Origin of the sequence: Sulfolobus acidocaldarius SUSAZ (assembly GCA_000508305.1) — an archaeon.
GTDB classification, from domain to species: domain Archaea; phylum Thermoproteota; class Thermoprotei_A; order Sulfolobales; family Sulfolobaceae; genus Sulfolobus; species Sulfolobus acidocaldarius_A.
Genome location: CP006977.1, coordinates 1,427,502 through 1,449,125, shown reverse-complemented (window position 1 = coordinate 1,449,125; position 21,624 = coordinate 1,427,502). Strand labels below are relative to the sequence as shown.

Here is a 21,624-nt window from a genome sequence, read left to right as displayed (position 1 = left end):
CCTTTTTAAGGCTTATTAGACAATTTTGGTGCAAATGAATAGAGACGTTGGAAAAAGTGCTGAAAGGGAACTGGTGTCGATTTTAAGATCTGAGGGCTTTAATGCCGTTAGAATACCTACGTCTAATTCCTCTCCTAATCCACTTCCCGACATTTTCGCTACAAAGGGAAATATCCTATTAGCTATAGAATGCAAAAGCACTTGGGAGCATAGGGTGAAAGTGAAGGACAGACAAGTGATAAAATTGTTTGAGTTTCTCTCCATGTTTACTATGGAAGGGAGAGCCCTAATTGCAGTGAAATTCAAAGAAATCCACAAGTGGAAAGTGATGGAAATAAGGGAAATAAAGGAAGCAGAAGTAACTATAGATAACTCAATATTTCTAGAGAATTACATATCTCAGTTCCTAGAGAACAGTGTATCTCAGGCTGGAAGAGAATTGAGTAAATTGTGATTCTTATTTTTCTTGTTGACGGGATGTAAGAATTTTCCCTCCTACCCTGAGTTGTTGATTGCACACTGGATGATCTTTTAATTGACTATGAGTCCCTAACTCTTTTCCATTATCTAGAAAGTTAACTAATAGGAGACATATTCTTTGTATTATCTATTTAAATGATCACTTACATTATTTTCCCTGTGATTAAGTACACCAGGGGGCTAGAAGAGGAAAAATTACTTAGAGAAATAATACAAGTACTAGGTCTTGAATACATAAATGCCGAAAGGGTAAGAGTGGTATACTCTGTCAATTCTAGATCTAGAGCCATAGCAAGAATCTGGAGTGTTCCAAAAGTGATACTGACTTCTTTTCAGCTTGAACCCCTATATGTGATCGAACTGATTACTGAAAGGTATTCTAGACTCAGTGAAGAGGAGAAGATAAAGGTGCTTATACATGAAATTCTCCACATACCTAAAGGTTTCAGCGGTGGTCTACGAGCCCATGGAAAACATGTGAATAAGAGAGAAGTGGAAAAATTATACAGGGAGTACTACAGTAAGAAGAAAGGGAACTGGAAGAGTAGATAAAAGTAATATGACGACATATGACGACATTATTGTGGTTAATTTTATGTCTGTCCTACAAATTATCTACATCCTACTTTGGTAAAAACTGAGCAGATGCTACACTGTCCCTGTGAATTACCTAGGACTACTGGAAAATTTTATATTAACTAATGATTTTTAGCTACCAAAATGATTATAATGTAATCAAGGATATTATTTTCTCATGATAGATTTTCATTTCCACGCACCAGTTAGGGAGTTCGTAGAATTTTTAGGAGAATATGCTGAACCTGCATTTAGATACTTTAACGCGAAAATAGAGCTTAAGGAGTTCAAGGAAATACTGGACTATTATGAGGGACTAGGGATTAAGAGGTTCGTAGTCCTACCTATAGACTCCACTACCTTTCTGGGGAGAAGAATTCACAATGAAGCAGTTCCCAATGACGATAGGGTTATAAGGTTCGTATCTGTAGATCCCATGAAAGCGAATGCAGTTGAAGAACTGAAGGAGGCAATAAAGAAGTTTGAACCTGTAGGAGTGAAACTACATCCTCAACTACAAGGATTCCATCCTCTAGACGAAAAGGCAATGAAGTTATATGAAGTAGTCAACAATCACGGATTAATTATAGTTTTTCATACTGGCACCTCAGGAATCGGGGCAGGTGTAAGGTCTAATATAAGGTTAGATTACGGTAGACCAATATATTTTGATGAAATTGCGGTGAGATTTCCAAATATAAAAATAGTTTTAGCCCATTTTGGCTGGCCCTGGACTGAGGAGGCAATTGCAGTAGCTTTGCATAAGCCGAATGTGTATTTAGATCTATCAGGTTGGGCACCAAGATATGTACCCGATGCCCTGTGGAAGAACGCTAAGAGATTAAGGGATAAGTTGCTTTTTGGATCCGATTACCCCTTAATAAAACCAGACAGATGGATCAATGAATTATCACAAGTAAATCTTGATCCTAATCTCAAAAATAAGATATTAAGTGAAAACGCAGAAAGGCTCATTAAGTCTACCGGAAGAGGCTGATCTGTACACTATCGTTTTGAGATATTTTAGTTTGGACAACATCACCTATTTTCTTTGTTTTACTCTCTTTATTTTATCATGAAATTCTTTATTAGCATCAAGGATTAAATTTGTAGTATGTCGGAAACTATAGAGGTCGTATCTCCCTCCAATTTAAAAGTCATAGGTAAAGTAGAAAGGATGAGTAGAGATGATGTAAGGGCACAAATTGAAGAGGCAGATAAGGGTTTCGAGGAGATATCTTCACTTCCCCTTTATAAGAGGACGGCAATTCTAAAGAGGGCTTCAGATATTATTGAGAGGGAAAAAGAGAGATTAGCTAATTTACTAGCCCTTGAGGCTGGAAAACCAATAAAGGATGCCAGAGTTGAGGTCACCAGAGCCTCAAGACTATTCCGACAGGCAGGGGAGGAGGCAGTTTTTGTATTAGAGGGTAAAAATTACAGGGTAGACGGATATGAATATCCTGCTGGAAATGAAAATAGAATTGTGGTGAGCCAAAGGGAACCTTTAGGAGTGGTTAGCGCAATACTACCCTTTAACTTTCCCGTTAATTCGTTTGCCCATAAGGTGGCTCCTGCAATAGCTGTAGGTAACTCTGTGGTGGTAAAACCTAGTATTAACACTCCATTATCTGCTTTGGAGATGGCTAAGATCCTTGTTGAAGCAGGTTTAACAGAGAAAGCTATCAGAGTAGTTACAGGGTATAGTAAGGAGATAGGCGATGAGCTCTACACTCACCCTTCAATAAGTTTAGTTACATTAACTGGTTCCACACAAACCGGTTTAATGATTGCGTCAAAGGCTGTTTCATTAGGTAAGAGAATAATTATGGAGTTGGGAGGATCTGACCCAATAATTGTATTAGAGGACGCAGATATCGAAAGATCATCCTCCATAGCAGTAAGATCCAGATATGAATATGCTGGACAGAATTGTAATGCTGGAAAGAGGATAATAGTGAGAGAAGAAATATATGAGAGATTTGTGTTCTCTTTTGAGAAAAAGGTTAGGGAATTGAGGGTAGGTGACCCACTGGACGAGAACACTGATGTGGGACCTGTAATAAATAGGGAGAGTGTGCAAAACCTCAACTCTGTAATAGATGACGCCAAATCTAAGGGAGGAAAAGTTGAGATACTAAATAAAGGACCTGATAATGGACATTTCTTTCCCCTTACTGCAGTTCTAAAGCCCAGCTTAGACATGTTGGTTACTAAAACAGAGGTATTCGGACCTATTGCGCCTATAATACCAGTGAAAAGTGATGAGGAGGCTATTCAAGTGGCTAACTCCACGGATTATGGATTGCAATCAGCCGTGTTCACTAAGGATGTAAACAGGGCTCTAAGAATAAGCAAGGCTCTTAAGTTCGGAGCTGTAATCATTAACGATAGTACAAGACTAAGATGGGATTCATTACCATTCGGTGGGTTTAAGAAGACCGGGATAGGAAGAGAGGGTGTTAGAGATACAATGCTGGAAATGACTGAGAACAAGTTGGTGTCCATAACCCTACTGTAAGCAAGTTCGTTTTACCCTGCATCTCTCTCTTCAGTTACCTAAAAGGATTTCCTTCAACGTAAACCTTTGTGTGGTATTAGATATATCTATTACTAGAATGAAAAAAGATGAAAATTAGTGTTTCTTACATTATTAACTTATTATAAACTAAGTCTTATCTTCTACATTTAAGGAATAGTACGAATGATTTTTTAACTTTCTTTCACTTAGCGTTAATTATGCCATATAACACATCTATACTCAGAGTATTAATGACTGTATTTTTATTAGTACCCATTCTATCTATGCCTCTACTGACATTACAGCATCTTCTAAGTGCATCAACTAGCCAAAATAACACTTTCAAAGTAATGTACCAAGATTACTCATCTATGCTAAGAACGTCATCTGCTAACACAAAATACACATATTCTAAGGTTACATATAGTATGACTGCAGATAATTCCACAACCAAGACCATTAGTTACGATAGTTATACATATGACGTAAATGTTGGAAGTTTACAGACTTTCTCTGGAACCATTACTGTATCAGTGTCCAACTTCAATATAACAGTGAACTCAGAGATCCCTCAACTTGCTAGAGTAATATTAGAGGAACCAAACCTAGATGAGGAACTAGTGTGGGCTGGTTTCACAAATGGAACTGCTAGCATAACTGGTCTGGCTTACTTTAACTCTTCAGCAAAACTGATATTAGAGTTCTTAAATGGAACAGGCTTCTCTAACGTTACGTTCAACATAAATAGACAGCAAAACTCCTACTCACAGACAGTTTCCCTACAGCTACAGAAAGTCACCTTAAACCTTTCAGGTTCATTTTCCTTTACAACTACTGTTGATAGCTCTCATCCTAAGAGATACTCACAGGTTGAGTTCCACTATAACGGATTGAATGGACAGGCTAACTATAACACAACCTTAGCTTACTTCCAGGGTTCATATGTTCCAGCCATGGTGTGGATTACATCAACTCAAGGGCAATTCTCAACACCCTCAATAAGCTTCCAAGCCCAGGGATACTTTACTGGAATAGAGTTCTTGGGTGTTAACGGTACATTGGCAGGTTACGTTTCGACATCATATGTTTCAACTATGGCAAGCTCTAGTCTTAGGATATTATCAGGTGGTATAGACGGTGCAAGTGGTTCTGTGAAAGTTATCATTAACCCACAGGCACAGTACGGTAGTCCAAAAGTTGTAACCAAAGTTATGGTAAGTGGAAACCCTGTCATAATAGCCATCACAAATAACGGTGTGATGAGCACTGCTAATGTAGACGTATCAAGGAATGTTGAAAACGGAAGAGTGTTAGTTGACCTGGACGTTAATGGAAATGGACAATATGTACTTGTATTCCCCAATAGTTCATCAGCCTACGTAAGGTTGGTTGTACCTCAATCAGTGAATGTCCAGAATGTAACAATAAACGGAAAGTCCTATGAGAGCCAAGTAGTTTCAATAAACGCAACAGGGTATGTGGTATTCAATGTGTCATTACTTAAAAATGAGACAGTGACTGTGTTTGCTAAGAACGGGAACTCACTAACACAAGTGAATTCAAATGATTACTTCGTCAATAATGGAAAAGTGGTAGTTTTAGTGGACCCTGCTAACACTTATTACGTAGTGTATGGTTACTCTCCATCTCCACTAACCTCAGGTAGTACGATGTACATAATAATTGGTATAATAGTTGCTATAATTATAATAATTGCAGTAGTCCTGCTGGCTAGAAGGAGAAAATAAAAGTTTTCACTTTTTCTCACTTTTTTCTATCAAATCATTAAAATATACCTCATTAACGTAAAGTTTTACAAACCTATTTTTATCAAAACCTAAGCTCATACCCCTCTTCTCCTTAAGTTGATAATCAATTATCTCGGTGTCTTTCTCGTATTTCACTGAAAGGAATACGTCCTCATAACCATTTATGAAAGTCTCGTCGAAAACCTTGTCACTCACAATTCTCCTGTTCAGAATCATAAAGCTCCCACCATTAATCACTTCTTTAACCACCTCGCCCGCAAATTTCTTGGATTTAAGCATGGAGTCTATTACAGTTAGCTTACTAATCCTTAACTTCTCTCCATATTTTAGCGTTAAGCTACCATAAACCTCTGCAGGAGGTATACGGAAGATTTTACCAATGTACTTCATGACCTTCAAATAAGATCGATTAAACTTGATTATTGATACCTTATACGTGTGATAACTAGAGGGCTTTGCAAATACCAGACCCCTATCAGTAGTGCTTAACTCCTCAACAAGTTTAGAGGGATTTTCAGCCTCAAGAACGTCATCATTTGATACCACAATCCATTTAGGGTTAAACTCCTTTGACGCAAACTGAATTCCGTGGTTTACACTTGTCGCGTAATTAAAATAAGGTCCTGAACTCAGTACAAAAACCAAAGTGAGGTTATTGTAAATTTTACGTAGTTCCCTGCTAACTCTTTCAAAGTTAGCAGTTGGTATAACAACAATCACCTCACTCTCTTTACCTCCAATCACCTTAATCTCCGTTTTAGCCCTAGGTCTGCTCACCATCCACTTCAGTATCCTCTCTCTATCACCTATTTCGTACACTCTCTCAGGTTTATTTTGAAAATAGTATTCTAGCTCTTTATCCAATTTTTATCACTTAACCTATAGAACAGAGTATAAAGCATGATCATGGAAAAGGAATATATGAAGTCCTCAATCGGTATTGTAAGTACCCTAACTCCAAGTATTGAGTTAGAAACTCCATACAGCACTATAGGAATTGACGTTAAAAAGTAATCGAAAACTAAGAAGGGAACATATGTAAGACCCATGAACTTCCAAAATACTGTTGACCTTAACATATCTTCATCTAAAATTGCTGATATCACCAGCGACATCGACAAATAGAGTATAACGATGAACGTGTAGGAATAGTGGAGAAATAGAGCCAAATCGACAATCACCAGTAATGCGGAGATGATAAACACTAGACGTCTGTTTATGAACCTTATTTCGGAACCCTTACTCCTCTTAAGTATATCGTAAATCAGAAGAGTGGCAAAAGGTGTTACGATGAAGAACATTACCTCCTCTATGGGTAGATTAATTACATAAACCCCCAAAACCCAAGTCCTGTTGAATGACCATGAACCAAAAGCTGTAGCAAAGAAGTCCCAATACAAGAACAGAGGGCTTACAATTGCTACAGAACTTAGTAAGGCTAGGTAATTTCTTCCCTTCAAAATCAGTGAAAGTATAAGAGTGGGAATGAACATCATTAAGTCTATCTCCACATAAGCATATCCCTTCAGAAAGATAGGAAGTTGCGTAAGAAATACACCCCTAAAGCGTTGTATATACCCTGGGCAATTACTCTTCTCTTCTTTGGCTTTATCTTCCTCTGCTTGATTATCTGCGGATTATTCCATATCTTCTTTGCTGTCCACTTGTACATGTCTGCAGCAGTCTTTATGGCAATGAGGTACCTGAATGGTATGTAACTGTACCCTTTCTCAGCTGTCTTCTGGTACTCAAAATATCTGCTTATTTGGAACCTTATGAACTCATTAAATCTTGGAGAACTATCAAGCAAGGACGTCTTAAACTCCATCATCTCCTGGAACGGTAAGTATTGTCTACCTAATGACATATCCTCTTCAACATCTCTAATGAAATTTATAAACTGCATTGCCCTGCCTAACATTCTAGCGTAGTAGTAGGACTCTTCAGGTAAGTCCAATATCTTAGCCATCATCAAACCGACTACTTCTGCTGAACCATATATGTACTCAAGTAGCTCATCAATAGTGTGGTAGACACTCTTCTTCAAATCGCTCTCCATGGCGTCAAGGAAGGCATTAACCCATTCCTTTTCAAAGTTCTTTCTTCTCATCAGTTCAACAAAGTTCTTCAATACAAGGTCGTTTGATTCCTTACCGTCTAGCTGTTCGTAGTACTTACTTCTCAGCTCATAAAACTCTTTAGCCTTTTGAGGAATTGAATCCACTAGGTCATCAAAAACTCTCACAAAAGCGTAAAGCTTAGTGACATCCCTCTTAACCTGAGGGGGAAAGAACACTGAGCTATTGTAATATGTGACGCTCGCTCTTTTGAATATCAGTGTTAGGTTGACCACAGTATGGCTTACTCAGGTATTTAAATAAAAATATGTTATATTATTCCTTATTAGGATTTATTTGGAGATATACTAATTTTGCTTACATGGTTTTATAACTAGACAGCAAGATCATCAGACTATGAATGATTTATTCATAATTCTTCCCACGGCGATAGTTATGTTCTTTTCTATGGAATTCATAGCGAGATTTGTACATAAATATGTAATGCACGGGTTTATGTGGTTCATTCATAAGGACCACCACAGGGATCAACACGGCACCTTTGAACGAAATGACTTATTTGGGGCACTGTTTGCTACAGTAGCTGCTTATCTTATATTCAATGGCATATTTAACCTCAACCCCATTTCCCTAGGCTTAGGCATAGGAATGACCTGGTATGGAATATCATACTTTTTAGTACACGATATGATCATACACGACAGACACCTACACCTTAGATCTTGGGCAATGAAACACACATATTTTAGGAAGTTAGTTATGGTCCATGACGTTCACCATAACAAAGGTAAAGGTAACTGGGGGTTCTTGTTAGTAATAAGAGGATTAGACGAAATACCTGAAGGAGTGGATCAAGTATAAAAGCAGTTATAGTTGGTGCGGGAATAGGAGGATTGTCAACTGCTTTATATCTAGCTAAAAAAGGTATCAATGTTATAGTCCTAGAAAAGAATTCACTACCTGGAGGAAGAGCTAGGTGGTTTAGTGAAGGGGACTACGAGTTCGATATGGGACCATCATGGTATCTTATGCCTGAAGTTTTTGAAAAGTTCTACAGAGAAGTTGGTGAAGAGCCGCCCACGATTAGGGAGGTAAGTCCTCTGTTCTCTTTGATATCAGAGAGGGATAGGAAATCAGAGTCATTTTATAAATATGATGAGAGGTTAGCTAGTTACATAGCAGATACTGAATTCATGTACAATTTAGCAATGGAAAAATTTCTCTACAAAGAACTAAAGATCTCAGACATGCTTGACTCTACAATAATAAACAACATGAATAGGTTTCCCATATTCAACACCCTTGATCACTTTAACAGAAGGTATTTCCCTAATGACGAGTTCCTTCAAAAAGCATTAGGATTCTCGGCAGTATTCTTAGGGGGATCTCCTTTTAACACACCTGCAATATACGCCATGGTCAATTACGCCATATACGGAAAAGGCGTGTTTTATCCTGAAGAAGGCTTCAAGGGATTAGTTCTAAAGTTGTTTGAAGCCTGTAAAAGAGCAGGAGTGGAGTTCAAGTTTGATTTTGAAGTGGATAGGGTTCAAGGATCAAATGGAGTGTTAAAGCATGTTGAGAATAAGGGAAGGGCTGTGGATGGTGATTACTTCGTATTTAACATGGATTACCATTACGCAGATAAGTTACTGTCAAGTAATGATGAAGTTTATTGGATGAGGAGGAAGTTGGCACCATCAGCAATATTAGTTTATGCAGGTGTTGAAGGAGAGGTGAAATCGCCTCACCATGTAATAATAATTAATGGTGACTGGAGGTATCACTTTAACTCAATTATGAGGGTAGCTGAGCCAGACTTAAACAACATATCATATTACGTCAGTTACACCAGGGCAACAGATAAGAGGATTAAGGGGGACAGTTTAGTGTTCCTTATACCCATTTCAGCTGGACTATTTGGAATAAACCCCGAGGCTTATGTGAAGAAGACTATAAACGATTTCAAAGAGAAAACAGGTAGTAAATTTGACGTGAAGTTCATGAGAGTATACACTCCTTTTGATTTCCTAGTGGATTACAATGCGTATAGGGGAACAGCCTTTGGGATTTCACATACATTAGACCAAACCGGTCCATTTAGACCTCCCATGAGAAATAGAAGATGGATAAATGTCTATCATGTTGGGCAGTATACACAACCTGGTATAGGTGTGCCCATGGTTACAATATCTGCAATGATTGTCGGTAAGAAAATACTGGAAGACATGGAGAAAAGAAAATAATAAGGAGCTAGCCTGAGTAGGAGTCTCCGAACTTATGTTCGTCAAATTTTTAATTAACAAATTGAAAATGTATAGTAATGAGTATAAGTAAAAGTGAGTTAAGGAAAGTTACTCTAGCTGCATCAATAGGCACATTTTTAGAGTACTATGATCTTCTCTTGAGTGCAACAGCTGCTGGAATAGTTTGGCCTTCACTGTACTTCAGTCCTGCAACCAAGAACCCAACTATAGGACTAGCATTATCTCTATCCACAGTGGGAATAGCATTCATAGTAAGACCACTAGGCGGTCTCATATTTGGGCAAATAGGAGATAAGTTAGGTAGAAAGTCTACACTGATCATTACCCTTTTACTTATGTTCATAGGAACATTTGGACTAGGTGTCCTACCAACTTACGCACAAATTGGTGTATTATCAGCTTTCATGATAATAATACTCAGAATTATTCAGGGGATAGGCTTTGGTGGGGAATGGGGAGGGGCAGTATCGTGGATTGTTGAGTTTGCTAAAAAAGCAAATATTAGTCCTACGTACTGGACGTCTTTTCTCCAAGGTGCAGTGCTCTTCGGTATATCTGCATCAACATTTGGATTTGCGATAGTTTCAGCATTACTAGATAGAGCTTCTTTCCTCTCATGGGGATGGAGGTTATTATTCATAGTGGGGGCTATCATAGTCGTGTTAGGGGCTTTAATGCGCTATTACACCTCTGAAAGTCCGTTGTTCCTAGAATTAAAAGTTAAAGGAGAGTTATCCAAGTCCCCCGCCCTAGAAACCTTGAAAAAATATTGGGTTAGTATTATTCTTCTAGCAATAGCGTGGTGGTATATGACAGTGACAACTGTTCTAATTGCCACTCCATATTCTATACAATTTGCCTCAGCTATAGGTGTTAATACTATACTCGGTTTGAGCTCGCAGTCTTTTATGAACCTAGTAATAGGTATAGGTTACGTAGTGGGTGGTCTCGCATCAATAGTACTTGGTGTAATGACCAAAAGCATCAGAATGACTAGGTTAAATGTGGTCGTTGCTGTACTGTGTTCAGTATTGGTCTACTTGTACTTCTACATGATATCACTCAAAGAGGCATACTTTGTTATCCTGTCTTCAGCGATATTTTATGGAGCAGTGTTTTATCCCTTTGGAGGATTAGCGTCTTGGTTCGCTGAAAGCTTCCCTACAAAATATAGGTATACTGGGACTGGTTTAGCTTATCAGATAGGAGGATTACTCAGTGGTATAGTATCTACTTTCGTCCCACCGATAATTTTACTTTACACTAAACTTCCTGTATCTCAGTTGTGGTTATACTATGCATTTACTTACACGATAATATGTATAATATCAGCTCTAGCTACTATAGCCTATTCTCGAGTCCATGGAAAAATAGAAATGCCAAAATAGATTATAAAGAGTTAAAGTGTCACCCTTCTATCTCAAAAATTTTTATACGACGTGTTTCTCATAATCTTACTTAAATGAGAAGACGGTCAGCTATTTTCACTCTCGTTGTCATAACAGTAGTGATAATAGCGTTGTCCCTACTGTTGTTTATGAACCGTACATCTTCCCATAGCTCGACTATTCAGAGTGGTGGAAACTTATCTGGAAAGGTAAACAATGTAATCATAAATCAAGCCATTGAAAAGGCTTCAAATGCACCTGACAAAATGTTCGTTGAAGTAAACATTACAGTTTCTTACAATGGTAGTGGGAGTGTAAATATAGTCCCACAGGACTTCTACTTAGCCACCAACGTAGGCGTTTATGAAGGCAATCCAGGTGAACCGGTATTTGGAGATCCTAACCCGTTTCAGGCCACAACACTAAAAAACGAGACTAGTGTGAATGGTATAGTCTCATTCCTCACTCCTTCCAATATTTCTCTCTACAATATTTACTATAAAGAGAGTAACAAAATTCTCCTTAACATCTCCCTGAGAGGGACTAACCTAACCTATTTCACATGGATAAGTGTAGTTCACATTTCTTCGAACAACAGTTTAATTGTTTATTTCACAAATGTTTCCTCAAACCTCATGGGGTTCAGTGGTAATAAAATAATACTGAATGTTACAGTTCACAACCTAAACTATAACGAGACCATTAAGCTGATGAACATTACCGTTCAGCCAAATATTTTTAATTACACTTACTCTCCACCTGTAGGAGAGAACTTGACAATAAAACCTAACGGTTTCCTTTCTCTTATTCTAACTATAATCTTACCTAGAGCAAGCTACTACGGAGACATCTATATAAAAATAACAATTGTGTAATAGCAGTCCTAGACTTGTCTACATGTACCCTTTTCGTCTAGGATTACACTCTCTTTAGGTTCTATGGCACTCCTGCAGAAAATCTTTGCTCCTCCTAAGTCTACAAGGCACAGGTAGTAAGTGTCCTCGAACCCCTCAGGTGTAGCGGTTAACTTCCAATACTGTACTATCCTACCCTCTCTCTTTTCAACAGATGAAAAATCAGAGTTGCCACACTTAGGGCATCTTGCTCTCTCTACTGAAAATGAATAACCGCATCTCTTACAGGTATATATCATGGTTCTTCACCGTAGATTAGGACTGTAGCTGAATTACCAAACCCAGCCATACTTAGTGAAAGTCCAGTTCTTGCATCCTTAACTTGTCTTTGACCTGCTTCCCTTCTCAGCTGAAGAAATGCCTCATAAGCTTGGGCTACCCCACTAGCTCCTATAGGATGTCCTTTGGAATTTAGCCCACCACTTGTGTTTATTGGCATTTCACCGTTTATTTCAGTGACAGTATCGAAATACGCTTTCCAACCCTCTCCCTTCTTTAACAGACCTAGCTCCTCAGCCTGGACTATTTCTAAGACCGTGGACATATCATGAAGTTCTGCAAAGTCCACTTTCTCTACCTTTGCCGTTTTCTTGGCAATCACTCCTGCATTCCTCACTGAGTTCAGGGACAGGATGTTTTCCCTCTCAGATATACTAGATGTATCTGATGCAGTCCCTACACCCTTTATGAATACAGGCTTTTTGGTGAAGCTGTAAGAGTCTTCACTCCTCACCATTAATAGAGCACATGCACCATCACTTATAGGGGTAAATTCATAGAGAGTCAAGGGATCAGCAATGACTGGAGATTTGAGCACTTCCTCCAAGCTAACCTCCTTTTGGACATGGGCGTAGGGATTTAACGAACCGTTGTGATGATTTTTAACTGCCACCCTAGCAAATGCATCTCTTGGTGCATCATATCTCTTCATATACTCCTTTGATAACAAACCAGCTAAGGAAGGTAATGTTAGCCCAGCCATTCTTTCCTCTCTTGGAAGGAGGGATGCGATTACAGAAGTAACCTGCTTTGTGTTCTTCTCTGACATCTTTTCTACCCCTATAACTAAGACAGTGTTAGCCATTTTCGAGTCCAATAATGACTTAGCTACCAGTAAGGCTGAGCCCCCACTCCCACTTGTGTTGTCCACTCTTATTGAGGGTATCTTGTCTATGCCTAAATATGTTGTAGCTAAATTATTCAGACCTGATATTGAATTAAGTTCTCCTGAGTAAGTGTTTGAGACTATGACAAAGTCGATCTCGTATTTCTTTACCATAGGTATTCCGACTTCAGATATCAGTTGAAGTAAACTTTCCTTCCTTTTTCCGAATTTCGTAATTGAACCATCGACAATTGCAACCATTATCATCCTTACGTCCTAAGCGAATTTAAAATTATAGTTCTCAGCAAGAGAATTATATAATTATAAAATACCTTCAGTAGTATATATTACACGTATGACTTACTCAATAGTAATTTACGACCCAAACGAGAAAGCATGGGGGATAGGTGTTGCCAGCAAGTTCTTAGCAGTGGGCGCTTTTGTGCCTTGGTTGAAACCAGAGGTTGGGGCAATAGCAACTCAAGCCCTAGCTAATCTAGAGTATGGTAGAAAAGGATTGGAACTCCTGGAGAAGGGTTATGACGCAAGGAGTACGGTGAATAGTTTAACTTCTGCAGACCAGCTTAGAGAAAAAAGACAATTAGGTGTAGTTGACAGTAAAGGGAATGCGTATGCGTTTACTGGAAGAGAATGTTACCCATATGCAGGTCATATAATAGGTAATAACTTCACAGTACAAGGAAATATATTAGCGGGAGAGGAAGTGCTAGAGGTTATGGCTAAAGAGGCAGAGGGCAGAGGAAGGATATATGAAAAAATACTGAATGCATTGAAGATGGCAGAGAGCAAAGGAGGAGACAGGAGAGGAAAGCAAAGTGCAGCAATTATAATTGTAAGAAAACCAACTAAGAGTAATACCGAGTTTGAACCATCGGATGTTGGAAAATATGTTGATATAAGGGTTGACGACAGTAAGGAACCGTTAGTAGAGTTGGAAAGAGTGTTGAATTTATGGGTTGCGACTTTCCTTGAGGAAGAGATGGTGAGTGTATACGATTACTTAGACAAAATTAATAGTGCGTTGAGTAAGTTAGGTTATCAAGACCTGAAGAGTTGGGTCGAGATAAATAATTTTGAGGCTAAGTTCTCCGGGGATAAAATAGGAAAGACTGTTCTTAAGGTGCTATTTGAGCAGGCAGGAGTAAGGACATAATAAGCAAGCAACTAGATCCCTTATTAGGTTTCATAAAGATACATATTGATCTCTTTTTTCCTTGAGTACACAGACCAAACCTCCCTAGTATGATCTGTTTTCTGGTGAAGTTAACATATGTGATCTAACACATGATATTTGATGAGTGCATGTACATTATTTTTATAATTAATAATTTAAATAGTATATCTATGGAACAACTACCATGGAACGTAACTGTACTTGATTTAACTAGGTTATTACCGGGTGGAGTTGCCACTAGGCTACTGGCCGACTTAGGATTCAATGTCATAAAAGTAGAGGACACAGAGAGAGGGGATTACATGAGGGAGACTAGTCCTGAAGTCTTCAACTACTTAAACTACGGAAAGAAAAGTATATCCATAAACTTGAAAGATGACAGAGGGAGAGAGATCTTTTACGAGCTAGTTAGAAAGAGCAGGGTACTGATAGAGAGTTTCAGGTCTGATGTGGTCAAGAGGTTAAAGATAGATTATGATACACTTAGAGTGTTAAATGAGAAATTAATATACTGCTCAATAACAGGCTATGGATATGAAGGTCCGTTATTGCCAAACCATGATATTAATTGTAACGCTTACGCTGGAATTGATAAAGTACTTCCAGTCCAGGTAGCTGATATAGGTAGTTCATTATTAGCTGTCATAGGAATACTCAATAAGATGTGGAGAAATGAGGGCGGATTCGTAGACGTATCAATGGCTAGAGCATCTAAACTATTTAATGTGATGAACATTCTGACTGAGGGTAAAAGTGTACTTAATGGTGATTATCCCTGTTATAACTTGTATGAGTCTAAGGATGGGAAGATATCACTAGGTGCGTTAGAACCTAAATTCTGGGTTAACTTCTTACATGCAGTAGGAAGGGAAGAGTTAATAAACAGACAGTTTGATCCTGATGCAATTAAAGATGTATCTGAGATAGTGAAGAGTTATACTACAGGGGAGCTTATGGAGATAGCTGAGAAGCATGACGTGCCTATATATCCTGTAAGAAGATTAGAAGAGGTTAAGAGAGAATTTAAGTACGAGAGGGGACCAGTTAGGGGAGAAAATACTCTTGAGATTCTGAAAATTTTAGGAATACCAGAGGCTAAAATAAAAGAGTTAGTCCATGACGGTGTTGTCTCGATTCAAGAAAAAGACTTTCTGACAAAGAATCGACAAACCTCGCCTTTTAAGGCGGGGTGAGGTTTTTATAGTATCGTTAAGATGTTAAATTTGGTTAAAATGATGCGTGAGGAAACCCATGGAAATGGGTATATTAGTTCAATTAAGTGTCCTCATGCTGAAAAACAATATTCCTGAGTCTCAAGGAGGGTGGAATGAGGGTTTAACCAGAGGGATAGGGGTAAAGTGGCTGAAGACCTAGCCTTTGGTTTACCGCTGGATGTGTGGAGTGGGGTGGGTGATACTCACTAGTTATGAGACGATGAGGGTGAAGGCGGTAAATCATAAACCTGTGAACCGCTCTAAAGGAACCCTTTAGGGCGGGGAGTGGGTCAATTGAATTGGTGTTTCTATATATAGAAATGAGGATTCGATATTCTACTCCTCTAACTTTTATGTCTTAAATCATATTGATCTTGATTTTTTATTGAAGGATAAAAAGAAAGAAGACAAAAAAAGGAAAATCTTTTTTCAAAAAACATTATTCAGGGATCAGGAAGCCCCTCCCTCCTTACTTTCCGTGCTTTTACTCTTTGCCATTTGTGGTGGAGATATGAGATTCTCGTTAACTTCCTCCAATCTTACACCTACAGTCTTAGGTATAGTAAACCAGAGTATAGCTGCAGCTATTATAACAGGGAATGCCTCCAACCCCCAAGCAGTGATAGGACCAAATGATGCAACTAGTGGGAACAGAAGTAATGGACCTATTGCACCACCTATATGACCCAACCCATCAGAAATAGCAAACCCTGTCGACCTAGCTGATGTAGGGAATGACTCACTGGACATTAGATAACCGGCTAGATATGACATCCCTCCTCCTATTGCATTCAGTATGAATCCTAGTGTTAATGCCATTCCCAACAGGTCGAAACGTGTAACGAAATAAGCGGCAACTATGGTACCTATCAGCCAACCAAAAGACCCAATTTGAGTTAATAGTCTCCTGTCTGTCTTCTCTATAAAGGCTAATAGGAGGAATGCCATAGCTGTATCTCCCAAGGCAGCGAACCCAGTGTAAAGTACATATTGGTTAAATGTGGATCCCGTTATGCCTAACGCCAATCCATAGTAGTCCCACAAAGTTGAAAAAGTGTATTGGACAAAGTAGATAAAGAACCAGAAAATCACTAGACCAACTAGCCTCTTGAGAAATGTTCTATTACCTAAAACTGACCATGTTTTAGTTGGCGTAGTATATTGAATTATCTTTGGTTCAGGTAGAGAACTAACTTTGGCTCTAGCTATAGCTGTCTCTTCCATACTCCTGACCAGTTTTTCAGCCTCATCTATCTTACCTTTTTTCACAAGGAATCTAACAGTTTCTGGTGCTGTTACTCTAAGTACCAATGCAGCAAACGCCATCACAGCAGCTATACCAAAAGCTAATCTCCAACCTATTCCAGGCAATGAGGTCACTAACACTGATGCTGCAGTGGCTCCTACACCTACTGCAATCCAACCTGACAGATAAATGTAATTGGCATATTTACCTCTTTTAGCGCTCGGGGCAAACTCTGTTACGTAAACCATTGCTAAGTTTAAATCACCACCAATACCAGCTCCTTCAATAAATCTGAAGATCGCTAGCATAGGGAAGTTTACAGAGAGAGCCATTCCTAAGCTTCCTATAGCAGTAAGGGTAACCGTTAATATAAGTACAGGTTTCCTACCAATTCTATCAGCTAAATAACCTAGACCCAAGGATCCTGGGATATATCCAAATAATCCTATTGAAGCAATTAATGAAGCTGTCGAAGCGTTGAGAAATGGTATATATGGTAAGGCTGCACCTATGTTGCCTACAGCGTCATAAAGGGTTATAAAGTAGCTGAAACCTATGGCATACAGTATTACATAAGATAGTCCCCATGTAGGTAATCTGTCAATTCTTGCGAGATATTCGTCTAAAACGTTTTTATTAGTCATAATTGGGCTTTAGCCTTAATTATTTATAAGAATTATTTTTAATAATCAAGTTATATTCACTTATATTTTGACTCTCTTATTAAAATAGTACAGTTTAAAATATAATAGTTAAAATAAAAAATCTGAGTTTATAAAGGTCTAAATAAAAGCATAAGACCTACCCACTACGTCTTAAGCTAATATTCTTTCAAATAATTACTGAATTGTATACAGCCTCTACCATGTCCCTGGAGAAGATTTTGCGGGCATATTCTTCCTCAATTTTACCCCTTAATGAATGACCCGGATTTTCACCAGCTATAAGTTCAATTTGCTTTAATCTTCCTTCCCTTATTACGTGTAGTTTTACGTAATCCTTAACTTCTAAGGGCTTGTATATACCGTCTACGCCGACAATTTGATCCTCAGGCATAAGACCCGCTAAATCTGCAGGTGAATTCTCCTCAACAAACTTTACTCTCTGATTATCTAAAAGGAGACCGTAGTACTTTTTACCCTTATCAACAAATTGCAGGTCTATCACTCTTCCTATAGCCTCTAGTATGTGGTAAGCTGGTTTATTTGCCAATTCCAGCTCATGGAACCCTAGTCCCTCCAGTGTTTTTTCCACATCTCTAAATGTATATCTTTCAGGCAACGTCTTAAATAGCTCATCTATTCTATTTCCCCTTTCAGCCAAACGTAGGTCGACGTAGAATCCTAGAGCCAGTCCACCGTCATAATACGAAATAGATGCATTCAAGAAATTCTCATCCTGTTTATAATACTTTATCCAGGCTGTTTTGGACGCTTCAGATAAACTCACCCTTTTTGCACCCGGAAATGTGAGATTATGCAGAGATTGTAGTACTCTCCTGAATATCTCCTCAGGAGTGTTTAGACCAGCCCTGAGACATATGAGGTGTGCCATATAGTCTGTAAATCCCTCCGCAAACCATAACAAATCTGTGTAAACTTCCTTTTCGTAATTGTGGTTTAGGTCTTTAGGGACCAATTTCTTGACGTTGAGCCTATGGAAATACTCATGGGCGAAAAGAATTGAAAGGTCCTTCTTGTCCCACGGTACCACTATTCCTGTGGACTTCTTGTGTTCAATACCACCAAAATTTCTATCACTCCTCCTAAAGTGGAAAATATACTTATCCTTAGGTTCAATCACCTTATCAGCTTCACTGACTATTCTGCCCAACATGGTTAAATCAACATCGTCTATAGTGGAAACATAATGTCCTTCATCTACCTGAAGAACCTTGAGTTCTGGCGATGCCTCAATTGGTGAATCGGCAAACTCATGGTAGTTGTCCGCACAATAATACCCGTTTTCTTCCTGGAGAGTCGTTGCAACTTTCCAGTTAGTTTCAATCTTCACACAGTATTTTTCGTAAATGTTCTGGAATGGAAAGACCGCTGGCGGATTTATGAAGAGATAATCATTTGTGGATATCGCCTCTCTCTGATCCCTGCTTGATGCATACACTAGGTACTTAAAATTTTCCTTTACGTAAAACCTGTTCTTAGTTATCCTAAAACCTTCAATTTCAACCACGTTTCTTTCCAGCTCCCTTATAACATATGAACCGGGCACATAAGTAGGGAAAATTGCCACACCCTCTTTTCCTTGGGCTATAACTTCTATATATCTATTCCTTGGTTTTACAATAAACTTCATAAAATATATAAGGCTAAGGAACTCCTTTAAACTTTTTCACTAAACCCTCCACTTTACTTATTATCTTTGAACTTCATCTGACCTCCTCCCAGCCCTAAAGGTCGAGGCTTTCGTCATTTTGTAACTGGACTGCATAAAGAGAATATCAAAACTATTTTTTGAAGCGTAACACTAACATATGGTAATTCCATAGGCACCACTAGATCAGACGCTTTTTCACGCCTTAGATTCCTCTCTTACCTCAACAGTAAAAACAGGATCAATATTGGATATATTGTTATTAGAGCTAAACCTTCACTTATCTTGATATTCTTGTCCCTAATAATCATGAGTAATGATAAAACCGAAAGGGGGATTAGTATGACGTCCAGGTGGTTTGAGACCAGGTTAACTGTAGTGTAGAACCCAGGAATACTCAACAGTAATGTTAAGTTCTCCAGTTTTCCTCCCATAAAGTTAGTGATTACAGTATCGACATTCGAAGCTGAGTTATACAATAGACTTAATGCTAAAAATCCGTCTCCAAGTTCTGAGGCAATAGGAACCAAAACTGACGCCAGAACAACAGTGGGTATATTAAAAACTGTAGACAGAGAAACTAATGAACTCACAAAGAAGTTTGATATCAAAAAAAGCATCACAGCCCCTATACTTAAGAGGAGAATTGTCTTTCTTACGTTAAACTCACGTCTCACATCTACTCTTCTCCCCCTATACCTCCTATAAACGTAATATACATAAGGTATTAGAAGCAGGATTGATGCATAATAATTCACACTTCTGAATACCAAAAGAACTAGGGTAAACGTTACCAATGCTATAAGTAATGATGTATACTCACTGGAGATATCCCCGTCTATTTGAATAGTTTTAGACTTGTATCTAAAGTAGTAGACGACCGAGATCAACCCTATACCAAATGTAAATATGAATAAGAGGCTTCCCGTTATGGAACCTACAGCTACTTCATTTGCACCTGACAGGACAGCTTCCGTTATTATGATTGTTTCAGGCAGACTGTTTATTAGCCCAAGTATTAGCCCACCGGTCAATCCACTATCTAATTTCTTCTCAATTTCCATGGTAGCCTTTGCTAACAGTGTGGAAGTTAAACCAATTGAAACTATCCAAACCAGAACTTGTAATATAGGTATAAGCCATACGTCCAACTTATTATAATATTCTCCTTACTATCTTATAAGCTATTGTTCTAATATAAAAATTATTTTTGAATTAATTAAAATCAAATTATTAACCGATTATTACAATACTCAAGTCAAATATCTACAAATATTACTTTAAGTCAGCCCTGGTTTAAGTAGAAGGGAAATCCAACTAGTTAAAACACCACCAGGGAGGTTAGTCCAATTCCCTGGCAGATAACATAGATTTATCCACATAGTGGAATATTTTACCTGAGCCGTGAAGTAATAGGTTAGTCTTACGTAAATCGAGTCCAGATTGGTTAGTAATTCCGTCCCTAACTTTACTTTTTAACACCTCGAATACGAATAGAGTGCATTCACCGACGTCTATCTGATTATATATCCTTGTCTCATATATTGCTATAGCCTTAGCCATCCCAGGAACATTTATCTTCTCGCTCTCCACTAGCTCCACATTAAACTTCTTCACCTTATCTACATCCTTTCCACTCACCGAACCTAGAGAGTAAGTGAGATCTAGTAGTTCTGGTCCAGGAACATTTATGGTAGCGTAAGCATGAAACTTTAAACACCTGTATGTGAAGGTCTCCTTGTATACTGATACACCTATTGTTTCTGGCTCTTCACTTACGGGCATATTCCAACTAGCTGGCATAAGATTTACTCTTCCGTCTTCACATAGAGATCCTATAATAACAGTAGGTCTAGGGTGTACCAATCTATAGAATTTTCCTCCGTAATGTATAAAAGTCATTAAATAATAGAGCGTCAGTTACGGATTTAAAGCTGACTTTACACCGAGTGAATTCAAAGGACTCATAAGATACTACAAGATGGTGTCTAATGCATACAACCGATCTGGGTTAGTTTACCCTGTCTCACGAGATCATAAGCTACTCTACTCAACTGATCAGCCTCCTCATTCTGTTCTCTTGGAACCCACTCCAACTCAGCGTTAAGTTGTCTTACCAGTTCCAAAGCCTTCTCATAAAGAGGCTTTATTCTTAACGATTTCACCTTATACTCTCCCCTCAATTGTCTTATTACTAATTGAGAATCTCCCCTTATTTTTGGGTTACTCAACTTCAGTTCAATCATTTTACGCATCAGGCAAATTATTCCAGTATATTCAGCTACATTGTTTGTGGAATCCTTGGAGAATGGCTTGGAGGCTAAACCATATCCTTTGACCGTATTTCCGTCTTCCAGAATAATCACAAAGCCATATGTGGCAATTCCTCCAGGATTTTTCGGTTCACATAACCCATCAAAGTATCCAATGTTCATAGGCTTAGAAAACTTACACGTATTTTATAAAACTTATCTCCCCCTAAGCAAAGTGGGATATGGAATATGACTTATGACGTCTAAGACAGTTCCGGTTGCCCTCTC

At 38.4% G+C, this 21,624-nt stretch carries 22 protein-coding genes; 12 read left to right on the top strand and 10 right to left on the bottom strand.

Annotated elements, in window-relative coordinates; all coding sequences use genetic code 11:
- Positions 1-34 precede the first annotated feature (34 nt).
- The 5 genes from SUSAZ_08280 to SUSAZ_08260 all read left to right on the top strand — a co-directional run bounded on the left by SUSAZ_08280 (position 35) and on the right by SUSAZ_08260 (position 5,325).
- Positions 35-454, top strand: a complete 420-nt coding sequence (locus tag SUSAZ_08280) for an endonuclease (protein ID AHC51934.1) — start codon at positions 35-37, stop codon at positions 452-454.
- A 185-nt stretch (positions 455-639) separates the two neighbouring features.
- Positions 640-1,032 (top strand): hypothetical protein, encoded by a 393-nt coding sequence (locus SUSAZ_08275; GenBank protein AHC51933.1) that lies wholly within the window; start codon positions 640-642, stop codon positions 1,030-1,032.
- Positions 1,033-1,234: 202 nt separating this feature from the next.
- A complete protein-coding gene (locus SUSAZ_08270) occupies positions 1,235-2,053 on the top strand; it encodes an amidohydrolase (GenBank protein ID AHC51932.1) in 819 nt (272 codons plus the stop codon).
- Between the two features lie 117 nt (positions 2,054-2,170).
- The gene (locus SUSAZ_08265) at positions 2,171-3,577 is read left to right on the top strand and encodes an aldehyde dehydrogenase (protein AHC51931.1); all 1,407 of its coding nucleotides are present in this window, start codon (positions 2,171-2,173) and stop codon (positions 3,575-3,577) included.
- 218 nt (positions 3,578-3,795) lie between these two features.
- On the top strand, positions 3,796-5,325 hold the full coding sequence (locus SUSAZ_08260) for a hypothetical protein (GenBank protein AHC51930.1): 1,530 nt from the start codon (positions 3,796-3,798) through the stop codon (positions 5,323-5,325).
- A 6-nt stretch (positions 5,326-5,331) separates the two neighbouring features.
- On the opposite strand, the gene SUSAZ_08255 is transcribed toward SUSAZ_08260, so the two are convergent.
- Genes SUSAZ_08255 through SUSAZ_08245 form a run of 3 tightly spaced genes read right to left on the bottom strand, consistent with a single transcriptional unit; the run spans position 5,332 to position 7,699 of the window.
- Positions 5,332-6,210 carry a hypothetical protein gene (locus tag SUSAZ_08255; GenBank protein ID AHC51929.1) on the bottom strand — a complete coding sequence of 293 codons (879 nt, stop codon included), beginning with the start codon at positions 6,208-6,210 and terminating at the stop codon, positions 5,332-5,334.
- Entirely contained in the window at positions 6,195-6,842 is a 648-nt protein-coding gene (locus tag SUSAZ_08250) for a lycopene cyclase (protein AHC51928.1), read from the bottom strand. The genes SUSAZ_08255 and SUSAZ_08250 overlap by 16 nt, the downstream gene beginning before the upstream one ends.
- A gap of 29 nt (positions 6,843-6,871) precedes the next feature.
- Positions 6,872-7,699, bottom strand: a complete 828-nt coding sequence (locus SUSAZ_08245; protein AHC51927.1) for a phytoene synthase — start codon at positions 7,697-7,699, stop codon at positions 6,872-6,874.
- Between the two features lie 121 nt (positions 7,700-7,820).
- Here SUSAZ_08245 and SUSAZ_08240 point away from each other — a divergent pair, with 121 nt between their 5' ends.
- From SUSAZ_08240 to SUSAZ_08225, 4 genes are all read left to right on the top strand, one after another.
- On the top strand, positions 7,821-8,285 hold the full coding sequence (locus SUSAZ_08240) for a porin (GenBank protein ID AHC51926.1): 465 nt from the start codon (positions 7,821-7,823) through the stop codon (positions 8,283-8,285).
- Positions 8,282-9,670, top strand: coding sequence for a phytoene desaturase (locus SUSAZ_08235; protein ID AHC51925.1), 1,389 nt, complete (start codon positions 8,282-8,284; stop codon positions 9,668-9,670). The genes SUSAZ_08240 and SUSAZ_08235 overlap by 4 nt, the downstream gene beginning before the upstream one ends.
- Positions 9,671-9,747: 77 nt before the next feature.
- Positions 9,748-11,079, top strand: coding sequence for a hypothetical protein (locus SUSAZ_08230; protein AHC52563.1), 1,332 nt, complete (start codon positions 9,748-9,750; stop codon positions 11,077-11,079).
- A 74-nt stretch (positions 11,080-11,153) separates the two neighbouring features.
- Complete coding sequence (locus SUSAZ_08225) at positions 11,154-11,954, top strand: hypothetical protein (GenBank protein ID AHC52562.1); 801 nt, start codon at positions 11,154-11,156, stop codon at positions 11,952-11,954.
- Between the two features lie 8 nt (positions 11,955-11,962).
- Here the strand turns inward: SUSAZ_08225 and SUSAZ_08220 are convergent, their stop codons facing one another.
- On the bottom strand, positions 11,963-12,232 hold the full coding sequence (locus SUSAZ_08220; GenBank protein AHC51924.1) for a hypothetical protein: 270 nt from the start codon (positions 12,230-12,232) through the stop codon (positions 11,963-11,965).
- Positions 12,229-13,359, bottom strand: a complete 1,131-nt coding sequence (locus SUSAZ_08215; protein AHC51923.1) for an acetyl-CoA acetyltransferase — start codon at positions 13,357-13,359, stop codon at positions 12,229-12,231. The genes SUSAZ_08220 and SUSAZ_08215 overlap by 4 nt, the downstream gene beginning before the upstream one ends.
- 94 nt (positions 13,360-13,453) lie before the next feature.
- Here SUSAZ_08215 and SUSAZ_08210 point away from each other — a divergent pair, with 94 nt between their 5' ends.
- The 3 genes from SUSAZ_08210 to SUSAZ_08200 all read left to right on the top strand — a co-directional run bounded on the left by SUSAZ_08210 (position 13,454) and on the right by SUSAZ_08200 (position 15,667).
- Positions 13,454-14,272, top strand: a complete 819-nt coding sequence (locus SUSAZ_08210) for a hypothetical protein (protein ID AHC51922.1) — start codon at positions 13,454-13,456, stop codon at positions 14,270-14,272.
- Between the two features lie 191 nt (positions 14,273-14,463).
- Positions 14,464-15,486, top strand: a complete 1,023-nt coding sequence (locus SUSAZ_08205; protein ID AHC51921.1) for a formyl-CoA transferase — start codon at positions 14,464-14,466, stop codon at positions 15,484-15,486.
- Between the two features lie 64 nt (positions 15,487-15,550).
- Positions 15,551-15,667: a hypothetical protein gene (locus tag SUSAZ_08200; GenBank protein ID AHC52561.1), complete on the top strand. Its 117-nt coding sequence runs from the start codon at positions 15,551-15,553 to the stop codon at positions 15,665-15,667.
- Between the two features lie 290 nt (positions 15,668-15,957).
- Here SUSAZ_08200 and SUSAZ_08195 read toward each other — a convergent pair whose 3' ends face one another.
- From SUSAZ_08195 to SUSAZ_08175, 5 genes are all read right to left on the bottom strand, one after another.
- Positions 15,958-17,397 (bottom strand): MFS transporter, encoded by a 1,440-nt coding sequence (locus tag SUSAZ_08195; GenBank protein AHC51920.1) that lies wholly within the window; start codon positions 17,395-17,397, stop codon positions 15,958-15,960.
- A gap of 187 nt (positions 17,398-17,584) precedes the next feature.
- On the bottom strand, positions 17,585-19,066 hold the full coding sequence (locus SUSAZ_08190) for a peptidase M61 (protein AHC51919.1): 1,482 nt from the start codon (positions 19,064-19,066) through the stop codon (positions 17,585-17,587).
- A 236-nt stretch (positions 19,067-19,302) separates the two neighbouring features.
- Positions 19,303-20,235: a membrane protein gene (locus SUSAZ_08185; GenBank protein ID AHC51918.1), complete on the bottom strand. Its 933-nt coding sequence runs from the start codon at positions 20,233-20,235 to the stop codon at positions 19,303-19,305.
- Positions 20,236-20,425: 190 nt separating this feature from the next.
- Positions 20,426-20,986 carry a flavin reductase gene (locus SUSAZ_08180; protein AHC51917.1) on the bottom strand — a complete coding sequence of 187 codons (561 nt, stop codon included), beginning with the start codon at positions 20,984-20,986 and terminating at the stop codon, positions 20,426-20,428.
- A gap of 86 nt (positions 20,987-21,072) precedes the next feature.
- Entirely contained in the window at positions 21,073-21,519 is a 447-nt protein-coding gene (locus SUSAZ_08175; protein AHC51916.1) for a ribonuclease H, read from the bottom strand.
- Positions 21,520-21,624: the final 105 nt, after the last annotated feature.

Coding starts and splice junctions, on each gene's coding strand:
- SUSAZ_08280 (AHC51934.1), top strand. CDS start 35: ATGAATAGAGACGTTGGAAAAAGTGCTGAAAGGGAACTGGTGTCGATT.
- SUSAZ_08270 (AHC51932.1), top strand. CDS start 1,235: ATGATAGATTTTCATTTCCACGCACCAGTTAGGGAGTTCGTAGAATTT.
- SUSAZ_08265 (AHC51931.1), top strand. CDS start 2,171: ATGTCGGAAACTATAGAGGTCGTATCTCCCTCCAATTTAAAAGTCATA.
- SUSAZ_08260 (AHC51930.1), top strand. CDS start 3,796: ATGCCATATAACACATCTATACTCAGAGTATTAATGACTGTATTTTTA.
- SUSAZ_08250 (AHC51928.1), bottom strand. CDS start 6,842: ATGATGTTCATTCCCACTCTTATACTTTCACTGATTTTGAAGGGAAGA.
- SUSAZ_08240 (AHC51926.1), top strand. CDS start 7,821: ATGAATGATTTATTCATAATTCTTCCCACGGCGATAGTTATGTTCTTT.
- SUSAZ_08230 (AHC52563.1), top strand. CDS start 9,748: ATGAGTATAAGTAAAAGTGAGTTAAGGAAAGTTACTCTAGCTGCATCA.
- SUSAZ_08225 (AHC52562.1), top strand. CDS start 11,154: ATGAGAAGACGGTCAGCTATTTTCACTCTCGTTGTCATAACAGTAGTG.
- SUSAZ_08220 (AHC51924.1), bottom strand. CDS start 12,232: ATGATATATACCTGTAAGAGATGCGGTTATTCATTTTCAGTAGAGAGA.
- SUSAZ_08215 (AHC51923.1), bottom strand. CDS start 13,359: ATGGTTGCAATTGTCGATGGTTCAATTACGAAATTCGGAAAAAGGAAG.
- SUSAZ_08210 (AHC51922.1), top strand. CDS start 13,454: ATGACTTACTCAATAGTAATTTACGACCCAAACGAGAAAGCATGGGGG.
- SUSAZ_08205 (AHC51921.1), top strand. CDS start 14,464: ATGGAACAACTACCATGGAACGTAACTGTACTTGATTTAACTAGGTTA.
- SUSAZ_08200 (AHC52561.1), top strand. CDS start 15,551: ATGGGTATATTAGTTCAATTAAGTGTCCTCATGCTGAAAAACAATATT.
- SUSAZ_08195 (AHC51920.1), bottom strand. CDS start 17,397: ATGACTAATAAAAACGTTTTAGACGAATATCTCGCAAGAATTGACAGA.
- SUSAZ_08190 (AHC51919.1), bottom strand. CDS start 19,066: ATGAAGTTTATTGTAAAACCAAGGAATAGATATATAGAAGTTATAGCC.
- SUSAZ_08180 (AHC51917.1), bottom strand. CDS start 20,986: ATGACTTTTATACATTACGGAGGAAAATTCTATAGATTGGTACACCCT.
- SUSAZ_08175 (AHC51916.1), bottom strand. CDS start 21,519: ATGAACATTGGATACTTTGATGGGTTATGTGAACCGAAAAATCCTGGA.